This is a genomic window from Oleiphilus sp. HI0067, assembly GCF_001635735.1.
In genome coordinates this window covers 22001-43825 of sequence record NZ_LWFI01001166.1, presented here as the reverse complement: position 1 = coordinate 43825, position 21825 = coordinate 22001, and the positions used below count along the sequence as shown (strand labels likewise).

The window sequence follows — 21825 nt, the reverse complement described above, 5'->3', positions numbered from 1 at the left end:
CTCATTTGAAACGGTTAAATGTCCGATTTCATTGGAGGTTAGACCAGATTAATAAAATGTCAGACTTTAAGTGATTGATTTTATGTACTTATCTTTTAACTGTCCTCTGATAACAACTGATGCGTTAGCAAGGACATTAAATGCCATCCTCGGCCTGTATTAAGCTATTCGTTTGTACATTCATAAACGGATTAATCATGTCTTTTAAACGTAATCCATCAGTCATTGTCATCGGTGCTGGCATGACAGGTATTCTGATGGCGAAAAAGCTCAAAGATGCGGGTATTGAGAAAGTAATTGTTCTCGAAAAAAAAGAAAAAGTCGGCGGTACATGGCGTGAGAATACATATCCTGGCGTTGCGTGTGACATTCCCTCGCACATGTATACCTATTCGTTTGAGCCAAATCCTAATTGGAGTAATTTTTTCGCTCGTGGTAATGAAATCCAAGAATACTTCGAGAACGTGGTTGATAAATACGAGCTACGGCCAATGATTCGGTTTAATGAAACGGTTACTGAAGCCAAGTTTGATAACGGTGTATGGAAAGTTACGACCAGCACTGGTGATAACTATGAATGTGATTTCGTTATTTCCGCGACAGGTATACTGCATCATCCAAGCCTTCCCGACATTCCAGGTTTAGATTCCTTTGAAGGAAACATGTTCCATACCTCTAATTGGAATCATGATGTTCAACTCGATGCGACACAGTCTGTTGGTATTGTCGGAACGGGCTCTACAGCCGCTCAGTGTATTCCAGAACTAATTAACTCTGGGGCAAAGGTAAACGTATTCCAACGTACGCCTCAATGGATTCTTCCCTTGAAGGACTTTTCGATTCCTAATTTTGTAAAACGCTTATTAGGTAGGTTTCCGACTCTGAATCGTATCAGCCGCGCTAGTGGTAAGTTTTTCGTCGAGCATTTTTTCACTAAAGCTGTGACAGGCCATAAAATTCAGCGTTTTTTGATGGAGTTTTTCGTAAAGCTGAACCTGAAGCTAGCAATTAAAGATCCTGAACTTAGACGCAAATTGCGTCCCGACTATCAAGTTGGCTGTAAGCGTTTAATTATCAATACGACTTTCTATAAGGCGATTCAAAAGGACAATGCGGCACTTATTACTGAAGGAATAGATCATATCGAGCCCAAAGGCGTCGTGACTAAAGATGGTAAGTTGCATGAGTTAGATACGCTTGTTCTGTCTACAGGCTTTGATCCGCTAGCGTATATGCGCCCAATGAACTTAATTGGTAAAGATAACACCCATATCAATGATGCGTGGGCAGAAAACGTAGGCGTTTACCGCTCTATGTTAATACCCAAGTTTCCCAACTTCTTCTTAACTCTCGGACCTAACACGCCGATCGGTAATTTCTCAGTTATCGCGATGAGTGAAGTACAGTGTGATTACCTTATGAAGCTCATTAGCCAGTGGCGCAGTGGTAAGTTTGATGCCGTTGAGCCGACAAACATTGCGGTAGAAAACTTTAACGCCTATGTTAAGAACGGTCTCGATGCGACGGCGTGGGTTGGCGGGTGTACAAGTTGGTATCTTGATGCGCATGGTAACCCAATTTTATGGCCATATACTTGGGGGCGCTGGGTCAAGGAAATGCGTATTCCGAATGATGAAGACCTTCAATTCGCCTCGTATTCACAGCAATAATTTGAGCTCGTAATTTATAATTCTAAGAAAACGGTAAGTTTCCAAATAGAAACTTACCCGTTAGAGTTGTCCCGCTTTTATGAGAGCTATCGCAAAGCGATGGCCAAATAAAAATAGGATAAAGGTCTATGTACCTCGCAAAATGGACAATCTTGTTAGCGGTTTTTTGGCTGCTTCTTTCTGGCTTTATGCAACCTCTTTTACTAAGTTTTGGTGCTATATCTGTCGCTATCGTTCTACTTGTAATCAAACGAATGGATGTGATTGACGAGCAACCTAGAACAATCGGTTCACCTCTTGCTGCATTGATATATATACCTTGGCTTCTTTATCAGATTTTTCTTTCTAGTATTCAAGTGACCCGCCTTATTTGGACAGGTAAAACCAAGGTCTCGCCTTCCATTGCGAAATTGCCTGTTTCGTCCGTTCCGGAAAATAAGAAGGTCCTTTATGCAAATTCCATTACTTTGACCCCAGGGACTTTAAGCGTCGATTTGGATGAGGAAGAAGTGACCGTTCATGCACTCGAATCTTCTTCGATTGAAGAGCTCAAGCAAGGCGGTATGGCAGATAAGATTGCTAAAACATGGGGTAAGAAAAATGGATAGTGTACTTGCCGCATCCGGCCTAGGAATATTGATTGTAATGGCGATTGCTCTAGCCCGAGCAATGGTTGCCCCAACTGTTTATGACAGAATTCTCGGTGTGAATATGTTTGGCACCAAGACGGTTTTATTCATCGCAACGATTGGCTTCATTATGGGACGACCAGATTTTCTGGATATCGCCATCGTGTATGCGCTAATTAACTTTATAGGTATGGTCGCAGTACTCAGGTTTTTCGAGTACACGTCAGAATCTAACTAAAATTATAAGGACTATACGTGAGTGCTCTAGACTATCTTAGCGCGGCACTGCTTCTTTTAGGTTTTATATTTAGCCTGTCGGGAGCGATTGGTTTATTCCGTTTTCCAGATTTTTTTACGCGCATTCACGCGTCTTCCGTCACCGATTCTTCGGGTGCGGTTTGTATAATTCTTGGCTTAGCACTTCAAACGAATTTTGACTTAGTCACGGTTAAGTTACTGTTTATTTTATTCTTCTTGTTGCTGACTGGACCGACAGGTTCTCATGCCTTAGCGAAGTCGGCGCGCCATGGTGGTTTGCTAACTATTCCTGAGTGCCAAGAAAAGGCCAAGGACGGAGTGAGCTAATGACTATTTTAATAGACCTCATTCTTCTCGCGATGCTCGTGATCACCGCATTTCGCATCATCTATATTAAAGATTTGTTTTCTGTCGTGATGCTCTTTGGTATATACAGTTTTCTATGTGCGGCCTTGTTTGTAACTCTTGATGCCGTTGATGTTGCGTTTACTGAAGCGTCCGTTGGCGCGGGTATCTCTACCGTATTAATGCTAAGTACGATTGCTATTACGGGCCGTAAAGAAAAACTCAGTTTACATAGTCATACCTTTGCGACCTTAATCGTTCTTTTAACTGGTGGTGCGCTGATATACGGGACGTTTGATATGCCCCTCTTTGGTTTAGCAGATAACCCTGTGCATGAGCACGTTGCGCCGCGCTACATTGAGACATCACCGACAGAGATTGGTCTTCCTAATATGGTGACCTCGGTCCTAGCTAGTTATCGTGGCTTTGACACCTTTGGCGAGACAGTTGTTGTATTTGCAGCGGCGATTGGCGTATTCAGTTTATTAGGTGTGCGCGGGAAACCAACGGAACTCCTTGCGCAAGAACAAGGCCTTACCCAGCATAAAGTGCTACGCGTGGTTGCGAAAATCTCTATTCCCCTAATCATCTTGTTTGCCCTCTACGTTCAATTTCATGGTGACTTTGGTCCAGGCGGTGGATTTCAGGCAGGAGTTATCGCTGCTGCAGCATTTATTCTTTACGCCCTCACCTTTAGCTTAAGAAAAGCCGTTGGAGTTGTAAGTCCACGATTTGTTAAGTATCTAGCTCCAGTGGGCGTTTTGCTATACGCATCTGTTGGTCTTGTGAGCATGTTGAACGGTGCAAATTTTTTAGACTACAACGTGCTCGCAGCGGACCCAGTAGATGGTCAGCATTACGGCATAATCATTATCGAACTCGGTGTTGGTATTACTGTTTTCTCTGTCATGCTTGGGATTTTCTACGCCTTTGCAGGCCAAGTTGAAAAGGCAAATGTTCAATGAGCTTAATCTTCGAACACTTCAATCATTGGGTCGTTGTTATTTTGATGATGATCGGTCTGTATATCGTTATCACAGCTAATAACCTCGTTAAGAAAGTGGTTGGCCTGAATATTTTTCAGAGCGCTGTATTTTTAATGTACATCACCATGGGAAAGGTTGTTGGTGGCACGGCTCCAATCTTAGCGGAAGGTGTGACGCAATATTCCAATCCTCTCCCTCACGTATTGATCTTGACGGCAATTGTCGTAGGTGTAGCCACAACAGCCGTGGGTTTGTCATTAGTCCTTAGAATAAAAAGCGCTTACGGAACGATTGAAGAAAATGAGTTCCAGAACAAGGAAGATGTTATCTAATGTTTGAACAACACTTAGCGGTTCTACCTGTATTGTTGCCGTTAATCGCTGCGCCACTGGTCGTATTAATAAATAAACCGCGAGCGGCCTGGTTACTTTCTACTCTTTTCGTCGGTGCATGCGTTTATATCTCTTTCGGTCTAGTGTCCGCGACAATGGATGGAGGCGCGCTTCGATACGCACTCGGCGGTTGGGAGCCACCTTGGGGTATTGAAATGCGTGTTGATTCGGCCAACGCATTTGTATTGCTAACGGTTAGTGTGATCGCCACACTTGTATTACTCTTCGCAAAAGAGAGCATTGCTAGTGAAGTTGCTCACAAGCAATTACCTCTGTTTTACAGCGCTTATTTGTTGTGTCTTGCTGGACTCTCAGGAATCCTAATTACTGGCGATGCATTTAACTTATTCGTCTTTTTAGAAATTTCTTCTCTTGCTACCTACACCCTAGTTAGTTTGGCCGCCGACAGGCGTTGCTTAACGGCTGCATTCCGCTATTTAGTCATGGGCACAATCGGTGCAACCTTTATATTGATCGGTGTCGGAATGCTCTATATGAAGACCGGCACACTCAATATGCTTGACCTTGCCGAGAGGATTCAGGCGGTTGAAAGTCACCGAACAATCAATACGGGCCTTGCGTTCATCATGGTTGGCGTGAGTATTAAGCTCGCACTATTTCCTCTGCATATGTGGCTTCCTGCTGCGTATTCGTTTGCACCGTCAGCTGTAACGGCATTCTTGGCAGGCACGGCTACTAAAGTCGCGATTTATGTCATGTTGCGATTTGTCTTTACTATTTTTGGTGCGGGTTACGTATTTGAACAAATGAACATGGAGATCATTGTTTTGGTTCTTGCGTTAGCCGGTATTTTTCAATGTTCTTTCGTCGCGACCACACAAAGTAATATAAAAACATTGCTAGCATATAGTAGTGTTGCGCAAGTGGGCTACATTATTCTCGGCGTCTCGTTGGTTTCTCTGACAGGCTTGACCGCTTCCCTTCTTCATATCTTTAACCATGCATTAATGAAAGCAGCCTTGTTTATGGCGGTGGGTGCTGTCTTTTATCGCATGGGCTCTGTGCAGATCACAGCGTTCCAAGGTTTAGGTCGTCGCATGCCCTGGACTATGAGTGCATTTACGATCGCAGGCTTAAGTATTATTGGTGTACCTCTAACAGTAGGCTTCATTAGCAAGTGGTACTTAGTGACTGCTGCGCTTGAACAAGGCAATTGGCTTGTTGCATTCTTAGTGCTCGTTGCCTCTTTATTCGCAGTGGTATACATAGGTAAGGTAATCGAGGCGGCTTATTTTAAGGAGCCTAGTGAAGACGCTGACGCTACGAAGATCAAGGAAGTGCCTGTGAGCATGCTTATTCCGATGTGGCTACTTGTCTTGGCTAATATTTATTTTGGTATCGACACCTCTTTGACAGTCTCTGCTGCGACAGCTGGTGCTGAAGCTCTGTTGAACGGCAGTTCATTAGTTGGAGGTGTTCAATGAACCTTTGGGCAGGCATTAGCCAAGATCAACTAATCAATCTCGCGATATTCATACCATTCTTTGGCGCATTTTTAGTTGGGTTGCTAGGCAAATATCCAAACCTGAGGGAGGCAGCGAGTATTGCGACCTCGATTATCCTGTTTACCGTAGTGCTGGCGATCACCGATAACACATTCAACGGCACACTGATGAATATGCATTGGTTCGACCTATTCCCGGGTCTGAGCGTTTCATTTTTAGTTGAGCCACTAGGCGTTCTATTTGCCCTAGTTGCCAGCTTTCTTTGGATCGTGACTACGATCTATGCCATTGGGTATATGCGCGGCAATAATGAAAAAAATCAGACGCGCTTTTTTATATGTTTCGCCCTGGCAATCAGCTCGGTGATGGCCATTTGTTTTTCAGATAATTTGCTTACTCTATTCATCTTCTACGAGGTTCTAACACTCTCAACCTACCCTCTAGTTACCCATGCTGGAACTAAAGAAGCGAAAGAAGGCGGACGGATTTATCTTGGTATTTTACTTTCGACTTCCGTTGGTTTTTTATTGTTCGCAATACTTGGCACATATGCCATCACCGGCACGTTAGACTTTAAGCCTGGCGGCGTATTCGACGAGTCTTCTCCAGATTTAATGGTTGGCTTGTTACTTGTATTATTTTGTTTCGGGATCGGAAAGGCCGCTCTCATGCCTTTTCATCGTTGGCTTCCATCAGCGATGGTTGCGCCAACTCCTGTCAGTGCCTTACTGCATGCCGTCGCCGTTGTTAAAGCGGGTGTTTTCAGCATTTTGAAAGTTGCGGTATACATTTTCGGTCTTGATACGCTTTCTGACCTTGCTACAACCGACTTAATGCTTTATGTCGCCTCCGCCACGATGGTGATTGCATCGATAATCGCGATGACCAAAGACAATCTCAAAGCGAGGCTTGCTTACTCAACAATAGCTCAACTGAGTTACATCGTACTGGGTGCAATGCTTGCTACTGCCATGGGTGTTATCGGAAGCGCAATGCATATCGCTGCTCATGCCTTCGGTAAAATTACCCTGTTTTTCGTGGCCGGTGCGATATACACAACAGCGCACAAGAAGTTAGTGAGTGAGCTTGATGGAATTGGCAAACACATGCCTTTGACAATGGCTGCCTTTACGATTGGTGCGATATCGATGATCGGGTTGCCGCCAGCTGCTGGGTTTATTTCCAAATGGTATCTACTACTTGGTTCGCTAGAAACAAGTCAGTGGGTCGCTGTTATTGCCCTGATTCTCAGCACCTTATTAAACGCAGCGTATTTTATTCCAATCGTTTATGCGGCTTACTTCAAATCTGAGCCTAACGACCAGAAACATCAGAGTCATGGAGAAGCGCCACTAATGATTCTGATTCCTTTGTTAATTACAGCGGGCATGACTCTGTTTATGTTCTTTAACCCTGAATTACCACTTGCGCTTGCGAAACAAATGCTGGAGCTGTCTCTATGAATGAACCTGAAAAACATTGGTTAATGAGACCGGCATCGATCAGTTTGCTCTGGAAGGTATTTATCGCCATTTTGGTTCTGACCGTCTTATCTGAATTATTGATTCATAAGCATGAACACTTTGGTATTGATGGCACCTTTGGTTTTTCAGCATGGTATGGATTTGTTACATGTGCCGCTATGGTGGTCGGCGCAAAAGTGCTTGGCTACGTCTTGAAGCGTGGAGAGGATTATTATGATGATTGAATTTCCACCAGGCTGGATAATTATCATTGGGGCGCTATTGATCCCTATTACTCAGGGTTTGTTGAGACAAGCTGTACTTGTGGCTTTGCCTGTACTTGCATTGACACTTATCTGGACCTTGCCCGATAACGCGCTTTGGCAAACAAGTTTTCTTGAATACACGCTATCACCGCTTGATTTTTCAACCGTAGGCAAGTTGTTTGCGACTATCTTTTCTTTGATGGTCTTGGTTGGTGGCATCTATGCGATGCGTACCGCTTCCACCTTGGAGTTATCTGCAGCGTTTTTATACGCCGGTAGCGCAATCGGGGTGACTTCTTCTGGCGACTTGATCAGCGTATTTATTTATTGGGAGTTAATGGCAATTGGCTCTACCGCAGTGATCTGGGCTGGCGCAACAAACTCCGCATACAAAGCCAGTATGCGTTATTTGTTTATGCATTTATTTGGCGGCGTCATATTGATGGCAGGTATTCTGTGGCATATCCATGAAACAGGATCTACCGAATTTACCGCGCTTGAGTTAGCTGGACCTGCTCAATGGCTGATATTAATCGGTTTCTTGGTCAACGCCGGCGCGCCACCTTTCTCGGCGTGGATTGCAGATGCATATCCTGAAGCAAGCCCGAGTGGCTCGGTCTTTCTCTCTGCCTTCACAACCAAAACAGCGGTATTTACGCTGCTTATTGCGTTCCCTGGTACAAGTGTATTGATTCCAATCGGATGCTTTATGATTTTCTACGGCATCATTTATGCTCTGCTTGAAAATGATGCAAGACGAATTCTGTCATACAGTATCGTTAATCAGGTTGGTTTCATGATCACGGGTATCGGTATCGGTACTGAAATGGCGTTGAACGGAGCAGCAGCTCATGCCTTTGCTCATATCGTATACAAAGCCTTACTTCTCATGACGGCTGGCGCGGTGTTATACCGTACAGGCAAGCGTCGCTGTAGCGATTTGGGCGGGCTGTTCCATAGCATGCCGATTACGACACTGTATGGGATTATCGGTGCGTTAGCGATCTCGTCTTTCCCATTTACCTCGGGATTTGTCTCCAAATCAATGATCTCGTCCTCTGCAGCCTATGAGCACATCACATGGGTGTGGTTCTTACTCGCTGCGGCTTCTGCAGGTGTATTTTTACATGCCGGCGTCAAGTATCCTTGGTTTGTATTCTTCCAGAAAGATTCCGGTTTACGACCAGAAGAGTCACCGAAGAACATGCAGTTTGCGATGTTTATCTTTGCATTTTTATGTATCGCCTTAGGCGTATTCCCGCAGCCTTTATATGACCTTCTTCCTTATCCTGTGGATTACGAGCCTTACACGGCAGATCATTTAGTAACTCAGTTTCAGTTACTACTATTTGCTGGGCTAGCTTTCTTTCTTTTGCTACCCATGATGAAGCGTACCGAGACCATTAGCCTTGATTTTGACTGGTTCTATCGAAAACTCGGTACAAAACTTGTCACAGGTTTTGGTAGAAAAGTATATGCCGTGTATGCCAAGCAAGAGCAGGCGTTCGTAAATACGCTTAAGTCACTTGTGACTCATGTTTATGACACAGACAAAAATAAACCTAAGGGTTCAGTGGCGCGCATGTGGCCAATTGAAACGATGGTATTTTGGGTAGCTATTCTTCTTTGTGGCTATTTGATCGTTTATTACTTATAAGCGTTTAGCAGGTTGAAGTTCTCTAAGTTTCAACCTGCTCCATTCGCTATTTTCGTCCGTTTTTCGTAGTTCGATTAGTTCTATTTTGCTATTCTTCGCGACTAGATAAAGCTCGCTTCAACCAGAATACAAAAACCAATTTCCTATATGACAGTTAAAGATAAATCTCCTTCTAGTAAGGCTGCCCATACCCCTATGATGCAGCAGTACTTTCAAATCAAAGAACAACATGCTCACGAACTTGTTTTTTACCGAATGGGTGATTTTTACGAGCTGTTTTATGACGATGCCAAAACCGCAGCGCATTTACTTGATATTACCTTAACAGCGAGGGGCAAGTCTGGCGGAGAGCCAATTCCTATGGCCGGAGTTCCGTACCACGCTGCAGAGGGCTATATAGCGAAGCTAGTTAAGTGTGGTCTTTCAATTGCTGTTGCGGAGCAAATCGGCGATCCTGCAACAAGCAAAGGACCAGTTGAACGTAAAGTTGTGCGCGTGGTAACGCCAGGTACCCTTACCGATGAGGCGTTTCTTGATGAGCGCTCAGAAAATCTTTTAGGTGCGATCAGCCAAGTTCAGCAGGATATATTTGGTATCGCATGGCTAGAGCTATCATCTGGACGTTTTCACATCACGGAAGTTAAGGGGCTAAGTAATTTAGTTGCTGAAATACATCGCCTTAAACCTGCCGAGCTTCTTATTAGTGATGAGTTTCCTTTCGAGGATGCTCTTAACATCAAAACGTCTTTAAGACGACAAGGGCCATGGAATTTCGAGCTTGATTCCTGTGAACGGATACTAACCAAACATTTCAAGACCAAAGATTTAGGCGGTTTCGGGTGTGATGATTTAACCGCCGCTGTTGGAGCAGCCGGAGCGCTTCTCCAATACGTAAAAGATACCCAGCGTGATGAGTTGGCGCATATCAAAACAATGAGTCGTGAATCTTTCTCAGAAAGTATCGTGATTGATGCGGCTAGTCGTAAGAATCTAGAGATAGATGCTACAACTCAAGGCGAATCGACAAGTACGCTGTCTTGGGTATTAGATCATTGCAGTACTGCGATGGGTAGCCGTCTTCTGCGCCGTTGGTTGAACCAGCCTACACAACAGAAAATAGTAGCCGAACATCGTCATGATGCAGTTGGAGAGCTTCTTAATAACTATCACTTCGATCTTGTTATTGATCAGTTAAAGCATGTCAGCGATATTGAACGAATTCTGGCTCGGGTAGCACTTGGTTCCGCACGACCAAGGGATCTTACCCGCCTTAAAGATACGCTTCTTGTTTTACCCGCATTGCAGGTCGCTATTAAGAACCTAAACACCGGTTTACTTGATGACTTGAAATCTCGAATCTCAGAGCATCCGTCACTTGCTCAATTGCTCGATAGCGCCGTAATTGATAATCCTCCGGTTGTCATTCGTGATGGTGGGGTTATTAAAGAAGGTTTTGATTCTGAGCTAGATGAACTTCGAAACATGAGTGAAAATGCGGGTCAGTTTCTCATCGATCTAGAGGAACGCGAACGCGAAGAAACTGGCATATCAACACTTAAAGTCGGCTATAACCGTGTACATGGGTACTTTATAGAAATTTCAAAAGCCCAGAGTGAACAGGCGCCAGTACATTACGTTCGCAGACAAACACTTAAGAATGCAGAGCGCTTTATCACACCTGAATTGAAAGAGTTCGAAGACAAAGCCTTGAGCGCTAAGAGTCGCGCCCTAAGTCGTGAAAAAGCTCTTTATGAAGATCTGGTTTCTCAGCTCAATGATCATATCCATAAACTCCAATTGTGTGCCGGTGGGCTCTCGGAATTAGATGTACTGACAAATTTTGCTGAGCGCGCGAGTAACTTAAATTATTGTCGCCCTACTCTTGTTGATGAAAAGCATTTAGACATAGTTGCTGGACGTCACCCTGTTATCGAGCAACTCATTGATGAGTCTTTCGTGCCAAATGATGTTGTTATGAATAATAAGAGAGAGATGCTCGTGATAACTGGGCCTAATATGGGTGGTAAATCTACCTACATGCGCCAAGTAGCGATCATCGCTCTAATGGCTTATTCAGGCGCTTATGTACCAGCTAACTCGGCAACTTTTGGCCCTATCGATCAAATATTTACACGCATGGGAAGTGCCGATGACACCGCAGGTGGCCGTTCTACTTTCATGGTGGAGATGACGGAAACTGCGAACATCCTTAATAACGCGACTAGCAATAGTCTGGTTCTAATGGATGAGGTTGGTCGTGGAACGAGTACATTTGATGGATTGTCGCTAGCATGGTCTGCCGCAGAGTATCTCTCAAACAATACAAAAGCGTTTACTCTTTTTGCCACACACTATTTTGAAATGACGCAGCTAGCTGATCGCTTGAGTAACGTTACCAACGTTCATCTGAAAGCTACAGAGCATGACGATAAGATTATTTTCTTGCACAGCGTATTAGATGGCGCTGCGAATAAAAGCTACGGGTTACAAGTCGCGCAATTGGCAGGTGTACCAAGCTCTGTCGTCGCTAACGCGAAAGCCAAGTTGTCGGAACTTGAGTCCGATAAATCGTTAGAGTTCGCTCAGTCAGTTGATTCAGGCAAAGTTGGTGCATCTGCAAGCTGCAATAAAAATACTAAAGAAGACGATTTTTTTCAAGCAGAACTGTTTGGTTCGCCCAAATCTAAAGTTGAAGAACTACTGGAAGGAATTGATGTTGATAGCTTAAGCCCTCGTGAAGCGCTTAATGCCTTGTATCAACTAAAGGATGAACTAAGCTAATTCAAATTGGCATAAGCAAATTCGTTTTTGCTCTTGATCGATTATAAGGCTATCGCTAGAATTGCAAACCGCTCGAAAGCCGCGGGATTAATGGCTTTGAGAACAATTATCATTTAAATAAAGGTTAGTATTACCATGACATTTGTTGTTACCGACAACTGCGTTAAGTGCAAATACACTGACTGCGTCGAAGTATGCCCAGTAGATTGTTTTTATGAAGGTCCAAACTTTTTGGTAATCGACCCGGATGAATGTATCGACTGTGCACTATGTGAGCCGGAATGCCCTGCTAACGCGATTTTCTCGGAAGATGAGCTACCAGCAGATCAGGTTCAATATATTGAGTTGAATGCAGAGCTTTGCCAGACTTGGCCAAATATTACGGAACAAAAAGACCCTCTTCCTGATGCTAAAGAATGGGATGGCGTTCCAGACAAACTACAGTACCTAGAAAAGTAGTTAATCCCTATCTCTAGAAAGCCGCTTAAATTAGCGGCTTTTTTATGTCACTTTCTTGCTTCCACTTTATTCCTTTTAGAATTTAAATCACTTTTTATCCGCGTTTAATCCGAACATTTGGTTCGAATATAATGATCATTACAGTGCTACCGAACAAAAATCTCTGACTATCATTTAGCCTGTTCAGTTTTCGTTATAAGGAGCGCTAAATAACTCTAAAAAGATTGCCCTACGGATATCGTTGTTAATTTCGTGAGGAGAAGCAGATGTTGCTAGATAGAGTTAGACACCCAAATGAGCGTAGTGACAGAAGACCTAGCTCCTGATTCTGGAATCGCCGCAGATATCACTGCAAATATGCTGAACAAACAATTGATCGTGAGTGATTATCTAAAAACCGGTTTAGAGTAAAACATTAGTGACTTCAATCAATTGTCTGAGCGAACGATTCTTATTCTGAACCAAGCAAACGAACAAATCGAAGACCCAAACCGCGTTGCAATTCTCGAAAATATAAATGCTTTGTCACGCAATTATGATCAAGCGTTTATCGGAAGCGTAGTGTCCAATATGAGGGAGCGCAACCGTTTAGTGAATGAAGGAATGAACGTTGCTGGTTCTCAGATTAGAAAAGAGCTCACATATATTCGCGACTCGGCATATAAAGATAATGATATCGTTGCTGCATGATATGCAGGCGTCGTTCAAGAAAACCTTCTACTTGCTCGTCTTTATGCGTTTCGATTTTTAGATGACAATCAAGAAAGCTCCACTGATCGAGTTCTTAACGAACTAAGTGCAGCGTCGCGAGAACTAAATACCCTTATGCCCGAACTTCAGAACGCAAATCGTAGAGCAGCTGCTGAACGTGTAAGGGAAGGAATACGCAATCACGAAAACGCGTTTAAAGCTGTTTCATCATCGATCTATGATCGAAACACAGTTGTAGAAGCGCAGCTGGTTCCGTTTGGTGCGCAGATCTTTGATGCATCGGTCAACTTACAATCGAGTGTGTTTGACTCGCTTTTAAATGAAGGAGCGATGGCTTCGGCATCGATCAAAGATACTCAACTTAGGAATCAGATAATCGTCATCGCAAGTATCGTTCTTGGGCTAACCGTATCCTTATGGATAGCGAAGACGGTCCTGGGTAAAGTCCGAAGAATGAACGCGCTTGTCGACGATTTAGCTAAAGGTGAAGGCGACCTCACCGCTCGCCTTCCCGAAGATTCTCGCGATGAGATAGGAGCGATGTCGAAAAGCATGAATGAGTTTATTCGGGGCTTGCAAGATACGTTTTTTGCCATTGGGTAGCAAACCGTTTCAGTGTCTGAAAATTCTGGAATGCTTGCCGAACATTCAGCGTTAATGAAAAAAAATCCAAGGCCAAGCGCGTGAAACGGAACAAATAGCCACCGCTATGGTAGAAATGACGACTACCTCGGAAGAAGTATCTCGAAATGCTGAGGAAACCACTAATGCGGTAAATTCTGCACAATCCGAAGTTGCACGTGGAGTGGATACGATCAGAAGTAATGTAAGTACGATTGAACAGGTCTCTAACGAGATCGAAACAACGTCTGCATCTATGGAGCAACTTCATCAAGAGAGCAATAACATCAACAACATTCTTCAAGTTATTTTGGATATTGCAGAACAAACTAACCTGCTAGCGCTTAACGCTGCGATCGAAGCGGCACGCGCTGGCGAGCAAGGCCGAGGGTTCGCTGTCGTCGCAGATGAGGTACGAACACTTGCTAAACGAACACAGGATTCAATGTCTGAAATTGGGAGTGTCTTAAGCACCTTGCAAGACTCATCAAAAGCGTCGCTCGATGCGATGCTAGCGTGTCGAGAGCTCTCACAACAGACGGCTACTCAATCAAACGACACAAAAACTTCTCTTGATACAATCGAGCAAGCGATAGATCAGATCCTTAATATGGCTGGACAAATCGCAACGGCGTCGAGCGAACAACTTTCAGTTTCTGAAGAGATTAGTCGCAATGTGACAACAACTCAGGCATTGTCGGAAGAAACGGCAAACGGAAGTCTATTCATTGCTGAGTCTTAGCCAAAACCTAATCGTTGCGGTGGATGCTCTAAAAAATGAAATCGAGTGTTTCAAAGTGGCCTAAATTAATTGTCGCTTGGCAAAAGCGCTGTCTTACAAATCCTGCAGACGTACTTTGCGTTCTCGCGCCTTACTCGATTGTGCCTGATAGACGTCAATTCATGATACTTGTTTGGACAAGCGCAGTGGTAACGGTATCGTTTTATGGTTCTCGCTGGTTTAACTTCATATTGATGAGTCACTTCAGGGGCTTTTTTAAGAACGTCTATCATCACCGATTGCCATTCGCGCCCATGAGGTCTAACGCGACGTTCGACAACTTCGTGCACGATAAAATGCGCTACTTCGTGGCCTACCGTCTCATCTATGAATTGTTGACCATAAAGCGAAAGGAGTTCCTGGTTAAATCGTATCTCTTTTATAAGGCTCTGTTTACGACTCAGCGCTCGTGATTGCGCCTTTCTGATTCTAAATTGCCCTGCAGACTTCCCTCTCAAGTCAAACTTGACTGCATCTAAACAAAACTGTCGCCCAAAGTAGTCTTGGGCTAAAACTAAGCAGCGCTCTAATTCGTCTATGGTCTGTTGCTGAAGCTCTGATAAATTGTGTTCTGGTACTGCGGAATTCATACAGAATAGAAATGATGGAAACGTCGAATTGCGTTAGTATGCCCCACTATTTTAATTAGACGAAATAATAATATGTATGAGCTAAGTGTCCTTTCTGTCTCCTTACTTATTGCGATGGGCTTTTTGGCTGGCATTATTAACACGATGGCCGGTGGTGGTTCGAATCTTACAATACCCGCCTTGATGGTCATGGGTTTACCTGCAGATATTGCTAATGCGACTAATCGCGTCAGCGTTTTCTTCCAATCTTTGACTGCAGCCAACGGTTTTAAAAGCCATGGAAAGTTAGAGATACCTGATCTTAAGAAAATCGTCGGTGTTACTTTAATTGGCGGGCTTGCGGGAGCTTTGTTAGCCTCTTATATGCCAGCTGAATTACTTAAACCGACACTTCTAATATCTATGATTACCATGGCTGGAATCATTTTGTTTAAGCCTGGAGTCGTCGCTCCTCCAGAAGGCACACAAGCACATGGGATCTCTGAGTCCTCCAGTTCTATTCCTATGTTGTTGTTGGCAGGATTTTATGGCGGATTTGTGCAAGCTGGGGTTGGATTTATCTTAATTGCTGCTATTGCGGGGAGTTTACGCTACGACTTAGTGCGAACGAATGCATTGAAAATTGTCTGTACGCTGGGCTTTACCATCGTTGCGCTATTGATATTTATCGTTAATGATCAAATTTTATGGTTGCCTGGATTAATTTTAGCTGTTGGCTCTATTGTTGGCGCTCATATTGCTGTAAAAATAACCATCAATCTGAGTCAAAAAACACTTAAGTGGTTTCTGTTTTTAATGACAATATTTGCAAGCGCCGCCGCGTTGCTTACTTAAACTGAATTTTGTAACTCATAGCGTGTGCTATCCAGAGATAATTATAAATACCTTGGAGGTCCTTCATGACATCAAATCAAAATACAACTGTATGCGTGACTGGCGCATCGGGGTTTATTGCTGCACATCTTGTTAAACAACTTCTTGAGCAAGGTTATAAAGTGCGCGCAACAGTACGCGGCACTGCGGATAAATATCCCTATTTAACCGAATTAGAGGGAGCGTTTGAGCGCCTAGAGTTCGTGCAAGCGGATTTGTTGCAAGAAGGTGCTTATGACCAGGTTGTTCAGGGTTGCGATTACGTGATGCACACTGCTAGCCCATACATTGTGAACGTCAAAGATTCTCAAAAAGAACTTGTCGATCCAGCGGTTAATGGAACATTGAATGTTCTCAAGGCCTGTCAAAAAACAGATTCGGTTAAACGTGTTGTTTTAACCTCATCTCTTGCGGCAATAACCGATGAGCCGAGAAACGATAAAACCTTTAGCGAAGAAGACTGGAATGAAAAGTCTAACTTAAAGCGCAATCCTTACTTTTATTCTAAGGTTCAAGCCGAAAAAGCCGCTTGGGATTACGTAGAAAAGAATAAAGACCAGTGTGACTTCGACTTAGTAACGATTAATCCTTTCATGGTAATCGGCCCGTCTCTCGGCCCAACACTGAATGAATCAAACAAAGTCATCAGAGATTTAATGCATGGTTTGTATCCAGTATTGATGACACTTAATTGGGGGATTGTTGATGTGCGTGATGTAGCCCACTCACACATTTTAGCAATGCAAACTGAGAGTGCCTCGGGGCGTTATTTGATCGTGAACGAAAACTGGAAAATGCGAGAGATGGTTAGCTTCTTAAAGAACGATCTCGGGTGCACGGATTACAAATTGCCTAAGATTGATCTTGATAGTCCATTCGGCACAAAAATCATGCATTTGCTTTCGTATACTCAGCCAAGCGGTAATGGTACTTACATGCGCTCACATATCGGCCAGCAAATGAATTTTGACAACGCTAAGGCTATAAACGAATTGGGGATCAAATACATTTCTATAAAAGAGAGTGTCGAGGCTGCAGTCGAAGATATGCTGAAGTGGGGACACTTGAAACCGCGTAAAGCAAACAAAATGGCTACCGCTTAATACGGTTTATGCTCTTGGTCAGGGTTTCGTTCATCTTTGGCGTTAACGCTGACCAAGATTCTTATTGATTTAAAATTCTATTACCAGATTCCCTAAGAAGCATTACTGCTTTTCGATCCGCTCCCCATCGATATTGATTCAAAACGCCTGAGCTTCTAATAACTCTGTGACAGGGTATAAGACACGCAACAGGATTGTTTGCGATTGCTGAAGCTGCTGCTCTCGCAGCTTTGACGTTACCAGAAGCTTCCGCGATTTGTTGATATGTTCGCAGCTCACCTTCAGGAATCGTTAATAAAGCTTCCCAAACCTTAACCTGAAAGACGCTTGCTTTAACAAATAAGGTTACGTTTTGGTTCGATTCACGATTAGAAAAGACTTGTTGGTTTAGCGTTTTAGCGAGGTTGTCCTCGCGAATAAACTCTGCGTTATGCCATTCTGACTCCAGTTCATTGATCAAATCATCTCGACTCTGCGAAGATGACGTGAACGCGAGTTTCATAATCCCTCTTTGGGTCGAAGCAAAAAGAGCATCCCCATATGGAGTTGGAGCAAAACCAAATGTTATCTCAAGATTTTTACCTCGTGATTTATACTCGCCAGGTGTTATGGACTCGATACGAACAAAGTTGTCGTACAGCCTGCTTTCAGAAGAATAGCCGAGCATGTCTGCAGTCTCAGCTACAGAATGGTTAGGCAGAAGCTCTTTGGCTTTCGATCTTGATATGGTTTGCAAGAATTGCTTTGGTGAGAGGCCAACCCACTCGGTGAATACGCGCTGAGCATGGCTCTCGCTCATACAGGCCCTTTGAGCTATATCTCTCAGCGTTGGTTGCTTGTTGCTTTGCTCGCAAAGAAACTGAATAAGCTTTTCTGCGTTTGTATAGTGTCGTGACGTTTCTAGTTCGTTCATACAGAAAACTTAACACACCTAAGACCTGAGGTATCACCCGATTCTTGCTCAATGGTCGAGTTAAATCCCCTGATCAAGCGCTTTGAATTAGATGCTTCTCTAATTCAGCACGAATATCGTTAGGTATCGGCTCGGACTTTTTATCTTGATGATTAAAGTGCACCATTGTCGCTAGACCTTTAGCGCACAATCTTTCGTTCTGCCAAGCTTCTTGATAAACCTGCAGGGAGCTGTTTCCTAGTTTTTTCACTCCAGTCTTGATCGTTACATCACTCGCGTAAAACATCTCGCCGGTATATTCCACTTCGACTTTCGCAAGAATGAGATTCCATTGTTTTGGATTTAACGAAGGAACAAATATCTTGAATATTGGTGTGCGGCTTTGTTCGAACCAAACTGGTAACGTGGCATTGTTGATATGACCAAGAGCGTCTGTTTCTGCAAAGCGAGGCTGGATAATCTGGGTAAACATAGAGGAAAGCTTATTTTTCTTATTGAAGGCTACGCCTGACGACTTACGCCAGGCGTATGGAAGAATTAGCCGATTTTAGGATCTAATTCGCCTGACTGATAACGCTCGAACATAGTTTCGAGACTAACAGCTTTGATTTTAGATGCATTGCCAGCAGTGCCGAATGCTTCATAACGCGCAACAACAATCTCTTTCATTGCAGAAACTGTTTCTTTCAGATATTTGCGTGGATCAAACTCTGAAGGGTTTTGCGCCAAGAAGCGACGAACAGCACCGGTTGAAGCTAAGCGTAGGTCAGTATCGATGTTTACCTTACGAACACCGTATTTGATACCTTCAACAATTTGCTCTACTGGAACGCCGTACGTTTCAGGGATTTCGCCACCGTACTCGTTGATCACTGCAAGCCACTCTTGCGGTACAGATGATGAACCGTGCATAACAAGGTGGGTATCTGGAATGCGTTCATGGATCGCTTTGATGCGGTCAATCGCAAGAATATCGCCAGTTGGTGGGCGAGTAAATTTGTAAGCCCCATGGCTTGTGCCACATGCAATCGCCAGTGCATCTACTTGAGTTTGTTTTACGAAGTCAGCTGCTTCTTCCGGGTCGGTCAACATCTGATCGTGCGTCAAAGTGCCTTCAGCTCCAATCCCATCTTCTTCACCGGCTTGGCCCGTTTCAAGAGAACCTAAACAACCAAGCTCGCCCTCTACAGACACACCGCAAGCGTGGGCCATTTCGACTGTGCGACGGGTTACATCGACGTTGTATTCATAGTCTGTTGGCGTCTTACCATCTTCACCAAGTGAACCGTCCATCATGACTGATGAGAACCCAAGTTGGATCGAACGCTGACATACTGCCGGTGATGTACCATGGTCTTGGTGCATAACAACAGGAATGTGCGGAAACTCTTCTGTCGCAGCAAGAATCAGATGACGAAGGAAAGGCGCGCCTGCATATTTACGGGCACCTGCAGAAGCTTGAACGATTACTGGGCTGTCTGTTTGATCCGCAGCTTCCATAATTGCGCGCATTTGTTCTAAGTTGTTAACGTTAAATGCTGGCACGCCGTAACCAAATTCCGCCGCGTGGTCTAGCATTTGACGCATGCTAATTAAAGCCATTGTATGCTCCTATTAAAGTAATAAATTAGTTCGATGCGCGCTTGGTAAGCATCGCAACTGCAGGTAAGGTTTTGCCTTCTACAAACTCAAGAAAAGCGCCGCCACCAGTTGAAATATATGAAACCTGATCGGCTATTCCGTATTTATCTACGGCAGCTAATGTATCACCACCTCCGGCAATCGAAAATGCTTCGCTTTCAGCAATCGCCATTGATAAGGCTTTGGTTCCTTCTCCAAACTGGTCGAACTCGAAAACGCCAACCGGGCCATTCCAAATAATAGTCCCTGCGTTTTTAATGATTTCGGCTAGCTTTGCAGAGGTTTCTGGGCCAATGTCGAAAATCATATCATCATCAGCAACCGCCTGAGCGCTCTTTCCTTCAGCTACAGCCGTCTCAGAAAATTCTTTACCGGTCACGACATCAGTTGGTGTTGGGATATCCGTTTTTTCCGACAGAGCTTTCGCGTTAGAGATCAAATCTTCTTCATATAACGATTTACCAACTGGATTGCCCGCCGCAGCAAGGAAAGTATTTGCAATACCGCCCCCAACAATAAGCTGATCAACTTTGTCTGATAGAGATTCTAATACCGTCAACTTAGTAGATACTTTTGAGCCACCAACAATAGCGACGAGTGGACGCTTTGGTGTATCTAGTGCGTGAGCTAGTGCTTCAAGTTCAGCTGCGAGTAATGGGCCTGCACAGGCAATCGGCGCAAATTGTCCGACACCGTGTGTTGAAGCTTGCGCGCGATGCGCAGTTCCAAATGCGTCCATGACGTATACATCACAAAGCGTAGCGTATGCCTTTGACAATGTCTCTTCGTCTTTTTTCTCACCCTTGTTAAAGCGAACGTTTTCGAAAAGCACTACATCGCCATCTTGAATATCTGATGGGACTTCCAAAGTCTTAAGTAAAGGAACATCTTTGCCGAGTAATGAAGAAAGATGATTAGCCACTGGCTTCAACGAAAATTCTTCTGCATATTCGCCTTCGGTTGGTCGGCCTAGGTGCGACATCAACATAACTTTTGCGCCCGCTTCAATAGCGGCTTTAATTGTTGGCAATGACGCGCGAATACGTGCATCGCTTGTTACTTTGCCATCTTTGACCGGTACATTAAGGTCTTCGCGGATCAAAACGCGTTTACCTTTAAGTTCTAGATCGGTCATTTTCGTTACGTTCATCTATCGTAATCCTATAAATGTTTATCAAGTTTTATGTATTCAATGTTTCGCTATTCAAACTGCACCAGTAGTCGGCAAGTTCAAGCATTCTATTCGCAAAGCCCCATTCATTATCAAACCAAACTAATAACTTGACGAGCCGACCTTGTGTAACACGGGTTTGGCTTCCATCAACCGTAGAGGAATGCGGGTCTTGGATGAAATCACTTGACGCAATGGGCTCCTCAGTATAGGCCACTATTGGATGTTTGAAGTGGGTGCAAGCATCACGCAGGATCGTATTGATCTCTTTAGGGGTGGTGTCGCGCGCTACCAGAGCTGTTAAATCAATCGCTGAGACATTAATTGTCGGAACACGCATGGCATTCGTTGATAATTTGCCCCGGAAAGACGGAACAATTCGTTCGATACCTTTATCAAGAGCGGTCTCTACAGGCACCATATTCGCCATTGCGCTTCGCGTTCGACGTAAGTCTTTATTGTGATATGCGTCGATCATAGGTTGATCATTCATGGCTGAGTGGATGGTCGTCATTGATGCTGACTCAATCCCTATGTTCTGGTCCAGCTCACATAAGATCGGAACGATCGCGTTTGTGGTACATGAAGCAGCGGATACAATCTTATCGTTGATATCCATAGTGTGCTCGTTCACACCAAACACAATTGTTTTGTCGATATCTGCTGACGCAGGTTGTGAGAAAAGAACTTTCTTCGCCCCGGCATCAATATGTTTCTGTGCATCCTCTCGCGTGCTATGCACACCGGTGCATTCAAAAACAACATCTACATCGAGTTCTTTCCAAGGTAAGGATTCGATGCCCTCTAGATGAGTTAGTCGGATATGATCATCACCTACAATTAGGGTGTCGTCATTGCATCGAACTGACTCACTGAAACGACCATGGGTTGTGTCGTATTTAGTTAGATACGCAATCGTATCTGCGTCTGCGAGTTCGTTAATGGCAACGATCGTAAAACTCTTACGTAACTCAGAATTCTGATACAAGGCGCGTAATACGCCCTGACCAATTCGTCCAAATCCATTTATGGCAATACGCCAAGACATA

Annotated in this window: 23 protein-coding genes; 17 read left to right on the top strand and 6 right to left on the bottom strand. The window is 44.0% G+C overall.

What is annotated here, in order from left to right; translation table 11 throughout:
* The first annotated feature begins 197 nt into the window (after positions 1-197).
* The 15 genes from A3739_RS17235 to A3739_RS17165 all read left to right on the top strand — a co-directional run bounded on the left by A3739_RS17235 (position 198) and on the right by A3739_RS17165 (position 14446).
* Entirely contained in the window at positions 198-1670 is a 1473-nt protein-coding gene (locus tag A3739_RS17235; protein ID WP_068502191.1) for an NAD(P)/FAD-dependent oxidoreductase, read from the top strand.
* Between the two features lie 152 nt (positions 1671-1822).
* The gene (locus A3739_RS17230) at positions 1823-2278 is read left to right on the top strand and encodes a Na+/H+ antiporter subunit E (RefSeq protein ID WP_197472392.1); all 456 of its coding nucleotides are present in this window, start codon (positions 1823-1825) and stop codon (positions 2276-2278) included.
* Entirely contained in the window at positions 2271-2537 is a 267-nt protein-coding gene (locus A3739_RS17225) for a monovalent cation/H+ antiporter complex subunit F (protein WP_068477652.1), read from the top strand. Before A3739_RS17230 ends, A3739_RS17225 begins: the two co-directional genes overlap by 8 nt.
* A 17-nt stretch (positions 2538-2554) precedes the next feature.
* Positions 2555-2884, top strand: a complete 330-nt coding sequence (gene mnhG, locus A3739_RS17220; protein WP_068477654.1) for a monovalent cation/H(+) antiporter subunit G — start codon at positions 2555-2557, stop codon at positions 2882-2884.
* Complete coding sequence (locus A3739_RS17215; RefSeq protein ID WP_082878464.1) at positions 2884-3867, top strand: DUF4040 domain-containing protein; 984 nt, start codon at positions 2884-2886, stop codon at positions 3865-3867. Before mnhG ends, A3739_RS17215 begins: the two co-directional genes overlap by 1 nt.
* Positions 3864-4220, top strand: a complete 357-nt coding sequence (locus A3739_RS17210) for a cation:proton antiporter subunit C (RefSeq protein WP_068473104.1) — start codon at positions 3864-3866, stop codon at positions 4218-4220. Before A3739_RS17215 ends, A3739_RS17210 begins: the two co-directional genes overlap by 4 nt.
* A complete protein-coding gene (locus A3739_RS17205) occupies positions 4220-5725 on the top strand; it encodes a monovalent cation/H+ antiporter subunit D family protein (RefSeq protein ID WP_068481875.1) in 1506 nt (501 codons plus the stop codon). Before A3739_RS17210 ends, A3739_RS17205 begins: the two co-directional genes overlap by 1 nt.
* Positions 5722-7209, top strand: a complete 1488-nt coding sequence (locus tag A3739_RS17200) for a monovalent cation/H+ antiporter subunit D family protein (protein WP_068481877.1) — start codon at positions 5722-5724, stop codon at positions 7207-7209. The genes A3739_RS17205 and A3739_RS17200 overlap by 4 nt, the downstream gene beginning before the upstream one ends.
* On the top strand, positions 7206-7454 hold the full coding sequence (locus A3739_RS17195; RefSeq protein ID WP_068481880.1) for a hypothetical protein: 249 nt from the start codon (positions 7206-7208) through the stop codon (positions 7452-7454). Before A3739_RS17200 ends, A3739_RS17195 begins: the two co-directional genes overlap by 4 nt.
* Positions 7444-9132, top strand: coding sequence for a Na(+)/H(+) antiporter subunit D (locus A3739_RS17190; protein WP_068481883.1), 1689 nt, complete (start codon positions 7444-7446; stop codon positions 9130-9132). The genes A3739_RS17195 and A3739_RS17190 overlap by 11 nt, the downstream gene beginning before the upstream one ends.
* 147 nt (positions 9133-9279) lie before the next feature.
* Positions 9280-11913: a DNA mismatch repair protein MutS gene (mutS, locus tag A3739_RS17185; RefSeq protein ID WP_068502189.1), complete on the top strand. Its 2634-nt coding sequence runs from the start codon at positions 9280-9282 to the stop codon at positions 11911-11913.
* Between the two features lie 135 nt (positions 11914-12048).
* Positions 12049-12372 carry a ferredoxin FdxA gene (gene fdxA, locus A3739_RS17180; RefSeq protein ID WP_068481890.1) on the top strand — a complete coding sequence of 108 codons (324 nt, stop codon included), beginning with the start codon at positions 12049-12051 and terminating at the stop codon, positions 12370-12372.
* Between the two features lie 432 nt (positions 12373-12804).
* A complete protein-coding gene (locus tag A3739_RS17175; RefSeq protein WP_068481891.1) occupies positions 12805-13062 on the top strand; it encodes a hypothetical protein in 258 nt (85 codons plus the stop codon).
* A gap of 135 nt (positions 13063-13197) precedes the next feature.
* Entirely contained in the window at positions 13198-13686 is a 489-nt protein-coding gene (locus A3739_RS17170; protein WP_068481894.1) for a HAMP domain-containing protein, read from the top strand.
* A 115-nt stretch (positions 13687-13801) separates the two neighbouring features.
* The gene (locus tag A3739_RS17165) at positions 13802-14446 is read left to right on the top strand and encodes a methyl-accepting chemotaxis protein (RefSeq protein WP_197472391.1); all 645 of its coding nucleotides are present in this window, start codon (positions 13802-13804) and stop codon (positions 14444-14446) included.
* A gap of 65 nt (positions 14447-14511) precedes the next feature.
* On the opposite strand, the gene A3739_RS31475 is transcribed toward A3739_RS17165, so the two are convergent.
* A complete protein-coding gene (locus A3739_RS31475) occupies positions 14512-15075 on the bottom strand; it encodes a SprT-like domain-containing protein (RefSeq protein ID WP_068481896.1) in 564 nt (187 codons plus the stop codon).
* A gap of 72 nt (positions 15076-15147) precedes the next feature.
* Here A3739_RS31475 and A3739_RS17155 point away from each other — a divergent pair, with 72 nt between their 5' ends.
* Together A3739_RS17155 and A3739_RS17150 are read left to right on the top strand one after the other, a co-directional pair.
* The gene (locus tag A3739_RS17155) at positions 15148-15909 is read left to right on the top strand and encodes a sulfite exporter TauE/SafE family protein (RefSeq protein ID WP_068481898.1); all 762 of its coding nucleotides are present in this window, start codon (positions 15148-15150) and stop codon (positions 15907-15909) included.
* 65 nt (positions 15910-15974) lie between these two features.
* Positions 15975-17051: an aldehyde reductase gene (locus A3739_RS17150; RefSeq protein WP_068502187.1), complete on the top strand. Its 1077-nt coding sequence runs from the start codon at positions 15975-15977 to the stop codon at positions 17049-17051.
* 61 nt (positions 17052-17112) lie between these two features.
* On the opposite strand, the gene A3739_RS17145 is transcribed toward A3739_RS17150, so the two are convergent.
* The 5 genes from A3739_RS17145 to gap form a co-directional block, all read right to left on the bottom strand.
* The gene (locus tag A3739_RS17145; RefSeq protein ID WP_068481902.1) at positions 17113-17964 is read right to left on the bottom strand and encodes a methylated-DNA--[protein]-cysteine S-methyltransferase; all 852 of its coding nucleotides are present in this window, start codon (positions 17962-17964) and stop codon (positions 17113-17115) included.
* A gap of 73 nt (positions 17965-18037) precedes the next feature.
* Complete coding sequence (locus tag A3739_RS17140) at positions 18038-18436, bottom strand: thioesterase family protein (protein WP_068481904.1); 399 nt, start codon at positions 18434-18436, stop codon at positions 18038-18040.
* Positions 18437-18501: 65 nt separating this feature from the next.
* Complete coding sequence (gene fba, locus A3739_RS17135) at positions 18502-19566, bottom strand: class II fructose-bisphosphate aldolase (protein ID WP_068481905.1); 1065 nt, start codon at positions 19564-19566, stop codon at positions 18502-18504.
* 25 nt (positions 19567-19591) lie between these two features.
* Positions 19592-20755, bottom strand: coding sequence for a phosphoglycerate kinase (locus A3739_RS17130; protein ID WP_068481906.1), 1164 nt, complete (start codon positions 20753-20755; stop codon positions 19592-19594).
* A 31-nt stretch (positions 20756-20786) separates the two neighbouring features.
* Positions 20787-21824, bottom strand: coding sequence for a type I glyceraldehyde-3-phosphate dehydrogenase (gene gap, locus A3739_RS17125; RefSeq protein ID WP_068476196.1), 1038 nt, complete (start codon positions 21822-21824; stop codon positions 20787-20789).
* Position 21825 lies beyond the last annotated feature (1 nt).

What these genes read in the sequence shown, in the direction of transcription:
- A3739_RS17200 (WP_068481877.1), top strand. Translation starts at nt 5,722, where the DNA reads ATGAACCTTTGGGCAGGCATTAGCCAAGATCAACTAATCAATCTCGCG.
- A3739_RS17210 (WP_068473104.1), top strand. Translation starts at nt 3,864, where the DNA reads ATGAGCTTAATCTTCGAACACTTCAATCATTGGGTCGTTGTTATTTTG.
- A3739_RS17225 (WP_068477652.1), top strand. Translation starts at nt 2,271, where the DNA reads ATGGATAGTGTACTTGCCGCATCCGGCCTAGGAATATTGATTGTAATG.
- A3739_RS31475 (WP_068481896.1), bottom strand. Translation starts at nt 15,075, where the DNA reads ATGAATTCCGCAGTACCAGAACACAATTTATCAGAGCTTCAGCAACAG.
- A3739_RS17150 (WP_068502187.1), top strand. Translation starts at nt 15,975, where the DNA reads ATGACATCAAATCAAAATACAACTGTATGCGTGACTGGCGCATCGGGG.
- A3739_RS17205 (WP_068481875.1), top strand. Translation starts at nt 4,220, where the DNA reads ATGTTTGAACAACACTTAGCGGTTCTACCTGTATTGTTGCCGTTAATC.
- A3739_RS17130 (WP_068481906.1), bottom strand. Translation starts at nt 20,755, where the DNA reads ATGAACGTAACGAAAATGACCGATCTAGAACTTAAAGGTAAACGCGTT.
- A3739_RS17195 (WP_068481880.1), top strand. Translation starts at nt 7,206, where the DNA reads ATGAATGAACCTGAAAAACATTGGTTAATGAGACCGGCATCGATCAGT.
- fba (WP_068481905.1), bottom strand. Translation starts at nt 19,566, where the DNA reads ATGGCTTTAATTAGCATGCGTCAAATGCTAGACCACGCGGCGGAATTT.
- A3739_RS17140 (WP_068481904.1), bottom strand. Translation starts at nt 18,436, where the DNA reads ATGTTTACCCAGATTATCCAGCCTCGCTTTGCAGAAACAGACGCTCTT.
- A3739_RS17165 (WP_197472391.1), top strand. Translation starts at nt 13,802, where the DNA reads ATGACGACTACCTCGGAAGAAGTATCTCGAAATGCTGAGGAAACCACT.
- A3739_RS17145 (WP_068481902.1), bottom strand. Translation starts at nt 17,964, where the DNA reads ATGAACGAACTAGAAACGTCACGACACTATACAAACGCAGAAAAGCTT.
- gap (WP_068476196.1), bottom strand. Translation starts at nt 21,824, where the DNA reads ATGTCTTGGCGTATTGCCATAAATGGATTTGGACGAATTGGTCAGGGC.
- A3739_RS17215 (WP_082878464.1), top strand. Translation starts at nt 2,884, where the DNA reads ATGACTATTTTAATAGACCTCATTCTTCTCGCGATGCTCGTGATCACC.
- A3739_RS17190 (WP_068481883.1), top strand. Translation starts at nt 7,444, where the DNA reads ATGATGATTGAATTTCCACCAGGCTGGATAATTATCATTGGGGCGCTA.
- A3739_RS17155 (WP_068481898.1), top strand. Translation starts at nt 15,148, where the DNA reads ATGTATGAGCTAAGTGTCCTTTCTGTCTCCTTACTTATTGCGATGGGC.
- fdxA (WP_068481890.1), top strand. Translation starts at nt 12,049, where the DNA reads ATGACATTTGTTGTTACCGACAACTGCGTTAAGTGCAAATACACTGAC.
- A3739_RS17170 (WP_068481894.1), top strand. Translation starts at nt 13,198, where the DNA reads ATGCCCGAACTTCAGAACGCAAATCGTAGAGCAGCTGCTGAACGTGTA.
- A3739_RS17235 (WP_068502191.1), top strand. Translation starts at nt 198, where the DNA reads ATGTCTTTTAAACGTAATCCATCAGTCATTGTCATCGGTGCTGGCATG.
- mutS (WP_068502189.1), top strand. Translation starts at nt 9,280, where the DNA reads ATGACAGTTAAAGATAAATCTCCTTCTAGTAAGGCTGCCCATACCCCT.